The organism is Glaciimonas sp. GG7 (assembly GCF_052976905.1).
Genome location: NZ_JBRIIQ010000002.1, coordinates 111,445 through 125,324, shown reverse-complemented (window position 1 = coordinate 125,324; position 13,880 = coordinate 111,445). Strand labels below are relative to the sequence as shown.

Annotated in this window: 15 protein-coding genes; 7 read left to right on the top strand and 8 right to left on the bottom strand. The window is 52.9% G+C overall.

What is annotated here, in order from left to right; all coding sequences use genetic code 11:
- Positions 1-66: 66 nt before the first annotated feature.
- From ACVBEF_RS01690 to ACVBEF_RS01680, 3 genes are all read left to right on the top strand, one after another.
- The gene (locus ACVBEF_RS01690; RefSeq protein WP_447122209.1) at positions 67-510 is read left to right on the top strand and encodes a putative toxin-antitoxin system toxin component, PIN family; all 444 of its coding nucleotides are present in this window, start codon (positions 67-69) and stop codon (positions 508-510) included.
- 105 nt (positions 511-615) lie between these two features.
- Positions 616-1,806, top strand: a complete 1,191-nt coding sequence (locus tag ACVBEF_RS01685) for a pyridoxal phosphate-dependent aminotransferase (protein WP_447122208.1) — start codon at positions 616-618, stop codon at positions 1,804-1,806.
- 48 nt (positions 1,807-1,854) lie between these two features.
- Positions 1,855-2,547, top strand: coding sequence for a glutathione binding-like protein (locus ACVBEF_RS01680; protein WP_447122207.1), 693 nt, complete (start codon positions 1,855-1,857; stop codon positions 2,545-2,547).
- A gap of 91 nt (positions 2,548-2,638) precedes the next feature.
- On the opposite strand, the gene ACVBEF_RS01675 is transcribed toward ACVBEF_RS01680, so the two are convergent.
- The 6 genes from ACVBEF_RS01675 to greB all read right to left on the bottom strand — a co-directional run bounded on the left by ACVBEF_RS01675 (position 2,639) and on the right by greB (position 8,304).
- A complete protein-coding gene (locus ACVBEF_RS01675; RefSeq protein ID WP_447122206.1) occupies positions 2,639-3,370 on the bottom strand; it encodes an acid phosphatase in 732 nt (243 codons plus the stop codon).
- A gap of 90 nt (positions 3,371-3,460) precedes the next feature.
- Positions 3,461-4,132: a TonB family protein gene (locus ACVBEF_RS01670; RefSeq protein ID WP_447122205.1), complete on the bottom strand. Its 672-nt coding sequence runs from the start codon at positions 4,130-4,132 to the stop codon at positions 3,461-3,463.
- A gap of 8 nt (positions 4,133-4,140) precedes the next feature.
- A complete protein-coding gene (locus tag ACVBEF_RS01665; RefSeq protein ID WP_447122204.1) occupies positions 4,141-4,539 on the bottom strand; it encodes an ExbD/TolR family protein in 399 nt (132 codons plus the stop codon).
- 1 nt (position 4,540) lies between these two features.
- Positions 4,541-5,215 carry a MotA/TolQ/ExbB proton channel family protein gene (locus ACVBEF_RS01660; RefSeq protein WP_447122203.1) on the bottom strand — a complete coding sequence of 225 codons (675 nt, stop codon included), beginning with the start codon at positions 5,213-5,215 and terminating at the stop codon, positions 4,541-4,543.
- A 90-nt stretch (positions 5,216-5,305) separates the two neighbouring features.
- Positions 5,306-7,501, bottom strand: a complete 2,196-nt coding sequence (locus tag ACVBEF_RS01655; protein WP_447122202.1) for a TonB-dependent receptor — start codon at positions 7,499-7,501, stop codon at positions 5,306-5,308.
- Positions 7,502-7,743: 242 nt separating this feature from the next.
- Positions 7,744-8,304 carry a transcription elongation factor GreB gene (gene greB, locus ACVBEF_RS01650; RefSeq protein WP_447122201.1) on the bottom strand — a complete coding sequence of 187 codons (561 nt, stop codon included), beginning with the start codon at positions 8,302-8,304 and terminating at the stop codon, positions 7,744-7,746.
- Positions 8,305-8,358: 54 nt separating this feature from the next.
- Here greB and ACVBEF_RS01645 point away from each other — a divergent pair, with 54 nt between their 5' ends.
- Positions 8,359-9,270: a methylglyoxal synthase gene (locus tag ACVBEF_RS01645; protein ID WP_447122200.1), complete on the top strand. Its 912-nt coding sequence runs from the start codon at positions 8,359-8,361 to the stop codon at positions 9,268-9,270.
- 24 nt (positions 9,271-9,294) lie between these two features.
- Here ACVBEF_RS01645 and ACVBEF_RS01640 read toward each other — a convergent pair whose 3' ends face one another.
- Positions 9,295-10,200, bottom strand: coding sequence for a 23S rRNA (adenine(2030)-N(6))-methyltransferase RlmJ (locus tag ACVBEF_RS01640; RefSeq protein ID WP_447122199.1), 906 nt, complete (start codon positions 10,198-10,200; stop codon positions 9,295-9,297).
- Between ACVBEF_RS01640 and ACVBEF_RS01635 the strand changes: the two genes are divergently transcribed.
- Entirely contained in the window at positions 10,144-10,386 is a 243-nt protein-coding gene (locus ACVBEF_RS01635; RefSeq protein ID WP_447122213.1) for a hypothetical protein, read from the top strand. The two genes, ACVBEF_RS01640 and ACVBEF_RS01635, sit on opposite strands and share 57 nt — an antisense overlap.
- A 9-nt stretch (positions 10,387-10,395) precedes the next feature.
- On the opposite strand, the gene ACVBEF_RS01630 is transcribed toward ACVBEF_RS01635, so the two are convergent.
- Positions 10,396-12,153: a ClcB-like voltage-gated chloride channel protein gene (locus ACVBEF_RS01630; protein WP_447122198.1), complete on the bottom strand. Its 1,758-nt coding sequence runs from the start codon at positions 12,151-12,153 to the stop codon at positions 10,396-10,398.
- 200 nt (positions 12,154-12,353) lie between these two features.
- Between ACVBEF_RS01630 and modA the strand changes: the two genes are divergently transcribed.
- The gene (gene modA, locus ACVBEF_RS01625; protein WP_447122197.1) at positions 12,354-13,121 is read left to right on the top strand and encodes a molybdate ABC transporter substrate-binding protein; all 768 of its coding nucleotides are present in this window, start codon (positions 12,354-12,356) and stop codon (positions 13,119-13,121) included.
- An 85-nt stretch (positions 13,122-13,206) separates the two neighbouring features.
- Positions 13,207-13,878 (top strand): molybdate ABC transporter permease subunit, encoded by a 672-nt coding sequence (modB, locus tag ACVBEF_RS01620; protein WP_447122212.1) that lies wholly within the window; start codon positions 13,207-13,209, stop codon positions 13,876-13,878.
- Positions 13,879-13,880 lie beyond the last annotated feature (2 nt).

The following is a 13,880-nucleotide window of genomic DNA, read 5'->3' as shown; positions in this document are numbered from 1 at the left end:
AAAACATAACCCCACTGGGGCGATTTTGCATAAATCCTATAAACATACAGAAAAGAAATTTGCCCAATGATACAGAAGCGCATAGTAATCGACACGAATGTATGTCTGGATTTGTTTGTATTCCGGGACCCGCGCTGGGCGGTACTGATGACCGCTCTCCAATCTGGTGCAATTGAAGCAGTCACACGCGCCGATTGCCGCACGGAATGGCAGCGGGTTTTACATTATTCACACTTACCTATCAGTGATGAGACACGCCCCGCTATTAATGCGGAATTCGATGCGCTGATAAAAATACTGGATCCGGCCACGCTATCCCCACGCACAGACGTACGCTTGCCGATTTGCTCGGACGCGGATGATCAGAAGTTTCTGGAACTAGCCCTCGGCGCAGATGCAAGCACGCTGATTACAAAAGACAAGGCCCTCCTTAAACTAGCCCGTAAAACTGCGAAAATAGGGATTTTTAATATTGTTTCTCCGCAGGCCTGGAGCACTCCAGCAGCTTAAAAGAGCGTCCTTTGTGGCATCGGCAACAAACCGCTAAAATGTTCGTTCGTTGAAAAATCAACCTTCATTGCCGCACTTCTCACCTCCAGAGCGCTATACATAAACATGACTAACCAGCCCAATGTCGCCATATCAGCCGCGCCAGCCCTCAACTTAAAATCCAAGTTGCCAGCCGTAGGAACCACCATTTTCACCACCATGTCAGCGCTCGCCAGTGAAAAGAACGCCGTCAATCTTGGGCAAGGTTTTCCCGACTTCAACTGCGATCCGGTCCTCATTGATGCCGTGAGCGACGCCATGAAAAATGGCCTGAATCAATATCCGCCCATGGTCGGGGTGCCCTCACTGCGTATCGTCATCGCCGACAAAGTCAAACAACTATACGGACACAGCTACGATCCGGTCACCGAAATTACGGTCACGGCTGGAGCCACCCAAGGCTTGCTAACCGCAATTATGTGCGCCGTGCATCCAGGCGATGAAGTCATCGTCATCGAACCGGCCTATGACAGTTACGTCCCGGCGATCGAATTGGCCGGAGGCAAACCCGTATTCGTCCAAATGACACTGGGCGCTAACGGTTATGCCGTGCCGTGGGGCCAAGTCGCCGCAGCGGTTAGTCCGCGCACGCGATTGATCATGGTCAACTCGCCCCACAATCCTACAGGCAGCGTGCTACGCGCAACCGATATTGCCGCGCTGGCCGATATCGTGCGCGGCACGGATATGCTGATCCTGTCTGATGAGGTATATGAACACATGATCTATGACGGACTAGTGCATGAATCTATCAGCCGTCACCCGGAGCTGGCGGCACGGGCATTTATCGTCTCCAGTTTCGGCAAAACCTACCACGTCACTGGATGGAAAATCGGCTTCGTCGCGGCCCCCGCTGCGCTCATGGCAGAATTCCGCAAGGTGCACCAATACAATGTTTTTACGGTCAACACGCCGGTCCAACATGGCATTGCGCAGTACATGCAAAACCCTGCGCCGTATCTGGAGCTGCCCGCTTTTTATCAGCGTAAGCGGGATTTGTTCCGCGCAGGTCTGCAAGCTTCGCGCTTCACACTCTTGCCGTCCGATGGCACTTATTTTCAGTGCGTCGATTACTCGACGATTTCTTCGGTCAGCGAAGTTGAGTTCGCTACTTGGCTGACGAGCGAAATCGGCGTAGCTGCAATTCCCGTATCGGCTTTTTACGCAACCCCGCGCCAATCAGGGATCGTCCGTTTCTGTTTTGCTAAACAGGATCAGACCTTGCAGCATGCATTACAACGCTTAATCACCATCTGACAATCCTGCAATGCCACATTTATCTTCCCACCCACAAAGGAAATATTGATGATCGACGTCTATAGCTGGGCCACTCCCAACGGCCACAAAGTACATATCATGCTGGAAGAATGCGGCTTGCCTTATCGCGCGCATGCTGTCGACATTGGCGCTGGGGGCCAGTTTGATCCGGATTTTCTATCGATCTCACCCAACAATAAAATACCCGCCATCGTTGATGATCATGGTCCTGACGGCAAACCTATATCGCTGTTTGAGTCCGGCGCGATTCTGCTGTATCTGGCCAGTAAAACAGGCCAATTCCTCGGCAACACCGATCGTGAAAAATTTAAGACGCTCGAATGGCTGATGTTTCAGATGGGTGGCGTAGGGCCAATGCTAGGACAGGCGCATCACTTCCGCATTTACGCACCAGAAAAAATCGCTTATGCCGTTGATCGCTACACCAACGAAGCCAAACGTATCTATGGCGTCATCGATAAGCAACTTTCTGAGCACACCTACCTGGCTGGCAGCGAATACACGATTGCAGATATCGCTACCTTCCCGTGGCTACGCTCATGGAAAAATCAAGGCGTTGAACTGAGTGATTACCCGCATTTGCATAAATGGTTCGACATCATCAGTGAACGCCCTGCTGTACAACGCGGTGTAGAGGTATTGTCCAATTTGCGCAAGCCATTAACGGACGACACGGCACGGGCTATTTTGTTTGGGAATCAGCAATATCAGAAACGATAGAGTTGGCTAATTAGCAACACTCCATACAATAATCGGCGGTCTCAGAAACAATTTCTAGACCGCCGATTGTTATTTCAAAACACCAATACATTCACCGACCGACCGGCTCCTGACGCAAACCCAATTCATTGCGCAACTCAATTTTAGCCGCCGCAAAGTCCGCCTTAAAGTCATCCCGCGTCATCAGGTTAGCAGCGATCAAAGTACCGACAATACGCCCGGCCTCAATGTCTGACGGATAATGTGCACCGCCGACAATACGATTATCCGCATACTCTCGTGCGCGCGCCATGATCTCGGCGCGTTTTTCAGGCAGCATATTTGCCAGGACGATACCCATTAAAGTCCCGCCCGTCGCATGCCCTGATGGATAGGAACCGGATGCCGTCATTTTGACCACCGGCTTGACCAGGTCGCTATATTGATACGGACGCGGACGCTGCCAAAATTCTTTGGACACATCCACAACCGCACCCTCCGAACTCACCACGCGTCCAAAAAAAGCAGCCACTTTTGGCAGTTTCTCGGCTGTAAATGTCGGCCCCACAACATCGGCAAAACGCCAGATATTTTCCACCGCATCAGCTTGCGCGCGTGCCGCCATTTCCGGTGTGCGGGTCACTTGCATGACCAACACCTTACCAAGCTCCGCCTTGGTCTGAGCAGAATCGTTGGCCGGTGGCGGTGGCAGAAGCTTGATTAAATCGATATCGCTTGCAGAGATGTACGGCTGAGGCTTATCACCCTTCGCCTCCACAGGTGCACTGATTATGCTGGAAGCGGCGACGAAGCAGAACAAGAGCGATGCGTAAAGTTTGCGCATAATGACCTTCAATTGTTAACGTTAAAAAAGACGGAAAAACATCATGACATCGCTGACCCAATTTGTACAAGACGGCAATGCCGATACAAACTAGCGCGTGAACTCAACCCACACCTGATATAAACGATCGCTACCTCGCAAGTCTGACGGCGGTTCCGGATATTGTGCACTCTGGACCGATTGCAGCGCAGCCCGGTCTATCATCCCAATTCCACTTGAAGTCATCACCCGCGCTTGCGTGGGAACAGTATCGCGCAATTGAAATTCCAATCGAACCCGCCCAGTAAAGTGCAACGCTGCTGCTGCCGGTGGGTATGCAACTGCAGCCTGCACTGCGGCACGTACCTTGGCCGCGTAGGCGAGACTCGGATCTCCCTTCCCGCTTGACGCCGGAGGCGGCATCGGTGGTGATGGCGGAGATGCCGGTTCAGTGAATTCAGTTGGCGTTTGCGCAATCGGCAAAGGGTCAGTAGACGCTGTCGCTGGCGCTGGCTGTGGGATTTTCGGCTGCGGTTTAATTGCAGCGACCTTTGTTTTGGGCTGAGGTTTCGGCGTTGGTGCAGGTGGTTTCGGCGAGGCCACTGGCACGGCTTCCGGCTGCGGCTTATCCTCACTTAACAACGTGATCGGCACAGGTTCAGACAGCGCAGGTTTCGCCGGCGCAGCGATCAGGATGGCACAGACAATGGACACCAGGGCAGCCTCAGTCAAGATGGCGAGGCCGAACGCTTGCAGAGGAAAACGGCGAGTGCGTGCAGACATGGCGTGCCTTACTTACCGCTGGCATTGCGCGTGGCAAGACCGATTTCGCTGGCACCACCGTTGCGAATCGCATCAATCACTTCCATCACCTGTTGCAGCGAAGCGGTCTGGTTGCCGGCTATGGTGACTGAGGTTTTTGCACTGTCGCGCTGACGCAGCAACGCGGTTAGCTGCGTTGTTGACAACGTGTGATTTTCAACTAGCAACGCGCCGTCTGGTGCAATCTCTACCAACAACTTTGGCGGCGGCATAGTGACGGCAGTAGAACTGGTCGGCAATTTGGTGACATGACCCGAAGTCGGAATCATGCGCAACGTCAGCATCGCGAAAAAGACCAGCAAGAACAGCATGATATCGATCATCGGAATGATCTCGATTCTGGCCTTGCGTGTTTCAAGATAGCGCATCTCAAGCCCTCGCTGGCATGGTGATCGACTTCACATGCGTACCATCGCCAGAAGCCAACTGCACTGCGAACTTCTCGTGGCGATTGACCAACATGATCTTGATCGTCTCCAACTGATGCACCACTACCCGCACCCGAGTATGCAAAGCATTGAAAAATACCAGTCCGATCATAGCAATCAACAGGCCCGAAGCCGTCGCGATGAGCGCTTCTGCGATGCCGCCGGTAATTTGCGCCGCGCCATTTTGCGCATCCCCCAGCACATGAAACGCATTGAACATACCGATAATGGTGCCAAACAACCCCAACAAGGGCGCCAGCGTAATGACGGTATCGAGTACCCACAAAGAGCGATCCAGAATCGGTACTTCGTGCATGATCGCCTCTTCCAGATGGCCGCCGAAGGTCGCTCGGTCTGTATTCACAGGCTCTTTCTGTAAGACATTGAATAGATGGACATGCGGCAGTTTTGAGAGTTTTTTCGGCACCGATATTTGCTGTAGCTGTGCGTTTTCTTTTTTTAGCATCGCGATTAACTTCTCGCCGCCTTGTTGCATATTCGATAGATGCCGGGTGCGTTCAATGATGACGGTCAAGGCCACCAACATGAGCACAAGCATCAGATACAGTGTGCCGCCGGAATCGTTGGCAAGTTCAAATAAATGAGAAATATTCATATATAAAATAGTGAGTAATGAGCGCACTTCGAATAATGCACAGGAGAACCCAACCGGCTCTCCTGTGTATTGATTAACCGATTAATTGCATTAGAAATCGATGGTCAGCGTCAACGCAGTGCTACGTGCAGGTAGCAACGTCAGTTGGTCACCCGGCGCTGGAACTGAGGTCTTCGTGCTCGCTGGAGTGACGCCAACGATGCTGTGCTTGTCAAACAGATTGTTAACACCCAACTGGATCTTGGCCTGCTTGGCCCAACTCACCGGATTCTTCAAGGTGTAGTTGACGAACAGGTTAGACAAGAGGAAAGGATCGATAGAGACGGCTTGATGGATACCACCGTTGTCGTTGTACATTTTTCCAACCCGCTTGGTAAACCAACCCAGATTCCATCCGCCCTGCTCATAGCTCAACCCCAATGTTTCAGTGTCGCTCGGTGCGCTGGCGACCCACAGACCGCTGGAATACTTGGCGCTGCCGTAGGTGCCGTTGACGTACAAGTTAAAGCCGCCGCCCAAAATGATATTGCTTTCGGCTTCAATACCTTGGGTAACCGAGGTGCCGTTGGCATAAAACGTTGTATTGCCGCTAGTGTCGGTGTTGGAGGAATACGCGTTATCGAACTTGATGTGGTACGCGTCAAAGTCGAGTGTAAAACCGTCAGATTTCCATACAGTACCGATCTGAAAAGTCTTGGTTTTGATCGATGCAGGCAAGACTGTGACATTCGCGTTTTTAACGTCGAAAACGTTCGTCGGGGGGATCTCATTACCGGTTGCGTATTGCGCATAAGCCGACCAGTTTTTCTGCAATGTGTAATGCACGTCGAGCGACGGTAATACTGAACTATAGGTCGCGGCATGCGAGATGCTCGGCGCGCCACCGAGATTACCGACTGATTTTCCATTGTCTGCAAACTGGGTGAAATCCTGACGATACGATGCGTATTTGATGCCCGGCGTGATCTTCAAATCGTTGGTGACGTTGAATTCATACTCAGCAAACGGCTGCAAGGTTGTCGTTTTAAATGTCTCATGGAAATTAGGCAGAACGGCATCGATCCAGGTACGCGGATCGGATGGGATCTGGTAGCGCTTGGTATCTGCATATTCCGACCATAAACCGGTACGGAAAGTCCCCATGCCGGACTCCTGACTCAAGCGCAGCAAGTTACCGTAGGTGCGATAAGCATTGAGCTTGTCGGTACCGCTGGTGGTCGTGATGGTGGTGCCGTTGTAGTTTTGCTGATTGTGATATGCGTAGGTATAGAGCTTGTCATCGAGCTTCCAGCCGTTGCCCAGATTCGACGTCAGACCGAGGTACTCGAAATCTGACGTGACGTGGTAAAAATTGTAGCCGTAGTAATTCGCCTGCTTCGGATCGTTGCTCATCAGATAGTTGTCGCCAAACTGGGCCACTTGCGCCCGAGTCGGTCCTTTGACATTTGGCGTATTCGAGTGCAGATCGATGGACGATGCGAACAAGGTCAGCGCAGTGTTATCAGTAATCGCAAACTGATATTTCAACGAAATAGCGTCGCGCTTTTGTTTGTTGTAGGTCTGGTAGCCGTCGGACTTCATTTCATGGACATTGAACAGCAAATTGGACGAACCATCTGCTCCAATCTGTCCGGTCTCATGCTCAACACCAATCAACGAAGTATTCCAGGTCCCGTACGATCCGGTCACACTGGTGCGTTGTTGCGGATCGAGAATCCGTGACAGTAAATTGATGGAACCACCGAAATTTGCCGGGCCAATCGTGGACGCCGAACCGGGGCTGCGATCAACCACTGCGCCGCCGATAAACTGGGCTGGAAAAAATGCCCAGGTATGGTGGGTAGGGCTATTCGTATCCTGAAATGGAATGCCATCGAAAGTAATCGAATAGTCGCCATCCTGAAAGCCGCGGAAGTAGGTCTTGGTGTCGCCCAGCGCCGGACCGTTCGGGCTGTAACTGTAGACGCCTGGCGTCATTTGAATCACTTGACTGAAGTCGGCGATAGGGGATGTGTAGTTACGGATGAATGCATCACTGACCTCCGATTGGGCCGAGCGCGCTGTCAATGAACCCTGCGAAGGCGCATTTTTGGCAGCAGCCGGAACACGCGCTACAGCATCAGCAGCACCTGATCCATCAGCAGCGCTGACAGCGCCAAGATCGGTGACTTGCTGCGCAAAACCGGCAACTGGGGCTGCCATACACAACACTGCGATAGCACGCAAAACATTGACAGTAAACGGCGTGATATGCGCAGTAGCTGGCTTGAAACTTAAAACATTCATGGCGACTCCCCTGGAAAAGGAGGCATGCTAAAGAATAAATATTTCATCCTCATGACGTTGTCTTTTGGCTACATTTATTTGTTCATTTGGCGAATTACTTCCACGCCAGAAGAAAAAATTATGCATAATTCCAGCGCATTAAAATGCGCAATTTGAAAAATTGAGCGCAATGATGGAAGATCGGAGCCGATCTTCGGAGGGGTGTATTGAGCTTTGTATTTGCCTTGTCTTTACCGCAAATATTATGCTTCTGGTGCAGGATAATTCACGCTCAATATACTCAGTTCATCGAGCCCGGCCGGAGTCATCAAGGTGACCGACTCACCATCGTGGGCTTTGGTCAGCGCCCGTGCAACGGGCGAAATCCAGCTGATTTTTCCATGCAAGGGATCAAGCTCATCGATTCCGACGATGGTGATGGTGTGTTCTTCTCCAGCCTGATTTTGATACGTCACCGTGGCACCGAAAAAAATCTGATCGCGGCCATGATGCACGCTCGGATCGACGATTTCGGCCAGGTCCAGACGTTTAGTCAGAAACCGAATCCGCCGGTCGATTTCACGCAGCCGACGTTTACCGTAAATATAGTCGCCATTCTCAGAGCGGTCCCCGTTAGAAGCCGCCCAGGAAACAATGCGTACCACTTCCGGCCGGGCGTTATCGATCAAATCCAACAGCTCGGCTTTCATGCGTGCGTGACCGGCTGGCGTCATGTAATTTTTAGTGCCAGCAGGGATGGGCGGCAATCCAAATTCCAGATCGTCGTCATCGCCATCAGACTCTTTGACAAAGGCTTTATTCATACTTAGTATTGTAGTGCGATTTTGCTATCCTTCCAATTTGGATTTCCCCCACCCATGTCCCTAAATAATGCACGCCGTTACCGTATCGGCCTAGCCTCCAGCCGGACCCATCAGGACACTCCACAGTCAGCGCTGGCACAGCTACTTAACGGTAGCCGCGCCGCGATTGAAATCCATTTACAGCCCGAACTCATCGTTGTCGGCCGTACGCTTGATGCGATGGGCCAGCTTGACCTGCTGCCTGGCTACCCGCATGTGGAGCGCTTTCCGTATGGCCGTCAGGGCGGCTTGATGAAGCTGGTTTCACGCGTCGTTGACAGCGATCCGACGCGCACGTTGGATGCGGTCATTTATCTGATGGACCCGGTCGATCCATCGTCTACTTTTCCTGAAGCGGTGGCCCTCAAACGCCAATGCGTGATTCACGGTAAGCCGTTTTTATCGACCCTGGCAGGCGCGCGCGAATGGCTGGAGCTTGAATCGATAGCAAAAGGCGCAGCGCCCGATGCACGGCTCGATGCAACCTTCGATCTGACCAATGAGGGAATCGCCATGATTGCGCACGACGCCATGAAAGAACGGATGCTCGATATTGCCGAGCGCAACTTCGCTCTGCTAGACAAATTTGCATTTCGCTGCGCCACCGGCACTACCGGCAGCTTGCTCAACAAGTTGGCGCAAAAAATAAAAGGGGAAGAAGCCGGACGAAACTGGGTGAAGCCGTTTTTAAGTGGGCCGATGGGCGGGGATGCCCAGATTGCCGAGTTGATACTGGATCGCCAGCAATGTCGCCGCGTGCTGTTTCTGGAAGACCCGCATGTTGCGCGTCAGCATGAGGCAGATATTCAGCTGCTTGAACGTGCTGCCCGCACGGTGACCGACTATGCACTATGTATCAGCGATGCCGAATGCGGGGAACGCTGGCTGAGTTTATTGGAAAAACGGGTGGCGATGCGGCTGGACTGAGCAGCCTCCGCACCGCATTTTTGGTTAAACCCGTCGCGTCCCGGTGTTCACCGCCGCCGTCGCGCCGGATTCCAGCGTAAAGCCTGCGCCAGAGTCGGTACCCAGCGTCTTGACCAGATAGGGCATCAATTCTTTGAGCAATGGCTCCAGCGTGAACGGTGGATTGAGAACAAACATCCCGCTGCTATGCAAGCCAAACCCGTCCGGCGATGGCGTCTTGACGGTCAGCGTCACATTGAGCCAGCCGTTGGCCTTCAAACGTTTCAATTTTTCCGGCATTTGACGCGATTCCATGCGATTCAATACCGGATACCAGACCGCGTACGTTCCGGTCGAAAAGCGCAACAGCGCATCTTCCAGCGTATTTTTGACATGACGGTAATCGTCTTTAACTTCATATGGCGGATCGATCAGCACCAGACCGCGCCGGGATGGCGGCGGCAACAATGCCTTGAGTCCGACAAAACCATTGCCTTGCGTAATCATCACGCGCTTACCGCGACTGCTGGTGCGTGCACGCTGGGCGTCGAGTTTGCGGAAATTGTCCGTCAGTATCTTGGCATCGCTCGGATGTAACTCAAACAAACGCAAGCGATCCTGCTCACGCATCGTCACATCAGCGCAATACGGCGAGCCGGGATAAAAGCGTAATTTGCCGTCGGGATTGAGCTTGCGCACGACATTGACGTACTCAGCCAGCGCAGGTGGTAAATCCTTGCGGCCCCAGAGACGGCTGATCCCTGTTTCGAATTCGGCATTTTTGGAGGCATAACCGCCATCCAAAGCGTACACACCGGCTCCGGCGTGGGTGTCAATGACTGTGTAAGCGGTGTCTTTTTGACCGAGATAATCGAGCAATTGGATAGTCACGAGATGCTTGAGCACGTCGGCATGATTGCCTGCATGGAAAGCGTGGCGGTAACTCAGCATAAAAATATCGATCTTGGTAAGGGTGATTCCAACAATATATTGGCAGCATATTTATTAATTACCTGCCAATTGTTTGTTAATACAAGCTTGCATGTCTGGACAACTAGCCCAAATAACCGCTTTGCAATGGAGAAGACCCGCATTTTAACAATTCCGAGGGCCGGATGGCAGATATACCCAATTTAAGCGGAGTTCTTACAACGCCTGCGTTTTTACGCTATCGAGCCGGAAATACGCCTCCAGCAGCGCACTCTTAAAAATCGCCCCCAACAACACCGGCTCAGCATGACTACGCACGATCGGCAAACGTTCACCCTGATGATCGAGAAACAGTTCTAAGGCCATGCCCAGCGACATTTCGGGCGTGATCACATGCAAGAATTCGCGTCGTAAAAAATCCGCCGCAACCCGCTGTTCTGTATCCCCCTTATCCACGGTCTTATTTAATAATGCCGACGTAATATCCTGCAGTGCCACCACGCCGCAATAGTGGTTGTCGGCATTCACGATATAAATATATTTCACCGGATACTTTAAAAACAAACGACTAATCTCATCAAACGGTGCATCCATCGGCAACACCGTATCTGCCGGGCGAATCAGATCGCTCATATGAATTCCGCGCAAGCGCATCCTTTCCTGCGCATCCTGATTGCGTGTGAGGGTGATGTTGTACATCGATGCCCCGTTCAGACTACGCGCAATAAAATACGCCACCACGCAAGACAACATCAGCGGCAGCATGACCTGATAGCTCAAGGTCATCTCAAAGATCATCAAAATCGCCATTAAAGGCGCGCTGGTGGCCGCCGCCAAAAATGCGCCCATTCCCACAATCGCATACGCAAACGGTGCCGAACTGGCCCCGGGTATCAAAGCGTGGACTGCCAGACCGAATAAAAACCCCATCGCCGCACCGACAAACAAGGTCGGCGTAAATACCCCGCCAACCGCGCCAGAGCCGATCGTCATTGCCGTCGCCACCACCTTTGCCACCGTGATCAAAATAACGCTCCACCAAACCCAAGGCGTATGCAGTAAATCGTTGACGACGCTATAGCCATTGCCCCAGACCTCCGGTACCCAAACCGACATCAGACCAACGATCAAACCGCCCAGTCCTAAGCGCCAAGGCAATGGCAAACCGGTCTTTTGGAATTGGGCTTTGGAAAAATTCAGTAAGCGCAGAAACTGCGGTGCGGCGAGACCGGCGAGGATACCGAGCACCACGAAGAGCGCGATTTCGCCCCCGGTAATCGTCGGAAACGCCGGCATTTCATAGGCTGGTTTATAGCCGGGCAAGGCGCGCATGGTGATATTGGCGACAACAGAGGCGACCACGATAGGCCCAAAACTCTCCATCACAATCGCACCAAGCACGATCTCGGTGACAAAAAATGCCCCGGCAATCGGTGCGTTGTACGCCGACGTAATCCCCGCTGCTGCGCCGCAAGCCACCAGCAAACGCAAGCGACCCGGCTCAAAATACGTCACACGGCCAAGCAGCGAGGCCGCCAATGCCGCCAATTGCACCATCGACCCTTCCCGCCCGATCGAGCCGCCAGACACTATCGTGGCAAGCGACGACAAGCTGCGTAACAGACTATGGCGCACCGGAATTTTGCCGTCGCCAATCGCCACCGCCTCCATATAATCGGACGCCGGTGGTGAAGGCATGCGGTTCGCCAGCAACAGAATCGCACCGGCGACCACGCCGCCTGCGGTCGGTAATATTACCCGCCAGTACCAGGGCAAGCTTTTGGCAATCGCCACAAAACTACCGCTCTGCCCGGTCAACAATAATTGCAAGCCGGTGATGGCCTCACGAAAAACGATGGTTGCCAACGCCCCGAGAAAACCAACGACCACCGCCCATAACAGCATCGAATGGCTTTGCGAAAAATGTAACAAGCGCTGGATGCGGAGTCGGTATGTAAGAAGGGTCGTCCGCATAAATAGTGCGTCCATGTTGAGTGATTAAGTTGAGCACAAAATTTAGCACAGCCTGTGCGTCAGTACGCTATGGAAATACAGGCTATTTCGGATGATTGCTTTACGCTCGGTATATTCCGCTATGATTCTGCTACCGATTTTGCTCTAACCGCCATAATCAAGTCCGCCACCGCCCTCATCATTATTTATGGAGATAGTTCATGCTGCCAACCTTCCAGCGCGTTGCCGCCATAGCCCTCACTGCATTACCGCTCATGCTATCAACCGCCCCTGCGCATGCCGCCGACCTGATCGTCTCCGCCGCTTCAAGTCTGACTAACGCCTTTAAAGAAGTCGCGCAAGACTTTGAAGCGCAACATCCTGACACCAAAGTAGTGCTCAACTTCGCCGCCTCAGACGTGTTGTTACAACAGATAATCAAAGGCGCACCCGCCGATGTCTTTGCCTCTGCTGATCAGGATGCGATGAACAAGGCCGAAGCAGAAAAAGCGGTGCAATCGGCTAGCCGCAAAGACTTTGCCAGCAATCAAATCGTCTTGATCGTGCCCGCCGATAGCAAGCTGACGATCCAGAGCCTGAAGGATCTCCTGCAACCAGCGGTGAAGCGTATCGCTTACGGCAACCCGGCATCGGTCCCGGTTGGCCGGTATACCAAAGCCGCGCTGGAACATGAAAACTTATGGGGCGCCGTGGCCGCAAAAGGCATTCCAGCGCAAAACGTGCGCCAAAGTCTGGATTATGTCGCGCGCGGCGAGGTGGATGCCGGTTTTGTATTTTCGACCGACGCGGCCATCATGCCGGGCAAGGTCACAATCGCCTTGCGCGTTCCCTCCACCACCCCTGTGACCTATCCGATTGCGATCACCAGCGTTACCAAACAACCCTCTGTTGCAGCAGAATTCGTCAATTACGTTCTCTCGGCTAAAGGTCAGGCAACGTTGGCGCGTTATGGATTTTTGAAGCCATAGTGGTGATGTCAGACGGTGATGTCCGACATCCACGATGCAACATCTTCCTGATCAAAAATACGATGGCTAAAGTATGAACGCGGCTATGAATGCAGTCTGGATACCGCTTGCGCTGTCGCTCAAGGTTGCCGGTTGGGCGACACTGCTCAATCTGGTGTTCGGCGTTGCCATCGCCTATGGCCTTGCGCGCTGGCGTTCGTCGGCGCGTGATCTGGTCGACTCCATCCTGACCTTGCCGCTGGTGTTGCCACCAACGGTGCTGGGCTATTATTTATTGGTCGTCCTGGGCCGCCGTGGCGTGGTGGGCGAATGGCTGGAAAAATGGGGGATCGAGCTAGTCTTCACCTGGCAAGGCGCGGTCATTGCGTCGACTATCGTTGCGTTTCCGCTGGTGTTGAAATCGGCCCGTGCAGCGTTTGAAAACGTCGATCCACAGTTAGAAAATGCAGCCCGCGTACTCGGTATTTCTGAAGTGGCGATATTTTTCCGGGTCACCCTCCCGCTCGCATCAAAGGGCATCAGCGCCGGTATCTTGCTGGCATTTGCCCGAGCCTTAGGCGAATTTGGTGCCACCCTGATGATTGCTGGCAATCTGCCCGGGCGCACCCAAACCCTGTCTGTTGCCATCTATGAGGCAGTGCAAGCGGGCGACGACAATACCGCCAATTTATTGGTGTTCATCACCTCGGTCACCTGCGTCTTGCTGTTGCTGATCGCGGGTCGTTTAGTACCGAAAAGCCAGCGCCGGAGATATTGAGC

Coding starts and splice junctions, on each gene's coding strand:
- ACVBEF_RS01690 (WP_447122209.1), top strand. CDS start 67: ATGATACAGAAGCGCATAGTAATCGACACGAATGTATGTCTGGATTTG.
- ACVBEF_RS01685 (WP_447122208.1), top strand. CDS start 616: ATGACTAACCAGCCCAATGTCGCCATATCAGCCGCGCCAGCCCTCAAC.
- ACVBEF_RS01680 (WP_447122207.1), top strand. CDS start 1,855: ATGATCGACGTCTATAGCTGGGCCACTCCCAACGGCCACAAAGTACAT.
- ACVBEF_RS01675 (WP_447122206.1), bottom strand. CDS start 3,370: ATGCGCAAACTTTACGCATCGCTCTTGTTCTGCTTCGTCGCCGCTTCC.
- ACVBEF_RS01670 (WP_447122205.1), bottom strand. CDS start 4,132: ATGTCTGCACGCACTCGCCGTTTTCCTCTGCAAGCGTTCGGCCTCGCC.
- ACVBEF_RS01665 (WP_447122204.1), bottom strand. CDS start 4,539: ATGCGCTATCTTGAAACACGCAAGGCCAGAATCGAGATCATTCCGATG.
- ACVBEF_RS01660 (WP_447122203.1), bottom strand. CDS start 5,215: ATGAATATTTCTCATTTATTTGAACTTGCCAACGATTCCGGCGGCACA.
- ACVBEF_RS01655 (WP_447122202.1), bottom strand. CDS start 7,501: ATGAATGTTTTAAGTTTCAAGCCAGCTACTGCGCATATCACGCCGTTT.
- greB (WP_447122201.1), bottom strand. CDS start 8,304: ATGAATAAAGCCTTTGTCAAAGAGTCTGATGGCGATGACGACGATCTG.
- ACVBEF_RS01645 (WP_447122200.1), top strand. CDS start 8,359: ATGTCCCTAAATAATGCACGCCGTTACCGTATCGGCCTAGCCTCCAGC.
- ACVBEF_RS01635 (WP_447122213.1), top strand. CDS start 10,144: ATGCTTGAGCACGTCGGCATGATTGCCTGCATGGAAAGCGTGGCGGTA.
- ACVBEF_RS01640 (WP_447122199.1), bottom strand. CDS start 10,200: ATGCTGAGTTACCGCCACGCTTTCCATGCAGGCAATCATGCCGACGTG.
- ACVBEF_RS01630 (WP_447122198.1), bottom strand. CDS start 12,153: ATGCGGACGACCCTTCTTACATACCGACTCCGCATCCAGCGCTTGTTA.
- modA (WP_447122197.1), top strand. CDS start 12,354: ATGCTGCCAACCTTCCAGCGCGTTGCCGCCATAGCCCTCACTGCATTA.
- modB (WP_447122212.1), top strand. CDS start 13,207: ATGAATGCAGTCTGGATACCGCTTGCGCTGTCGCTCAAGGTTGCCGGT.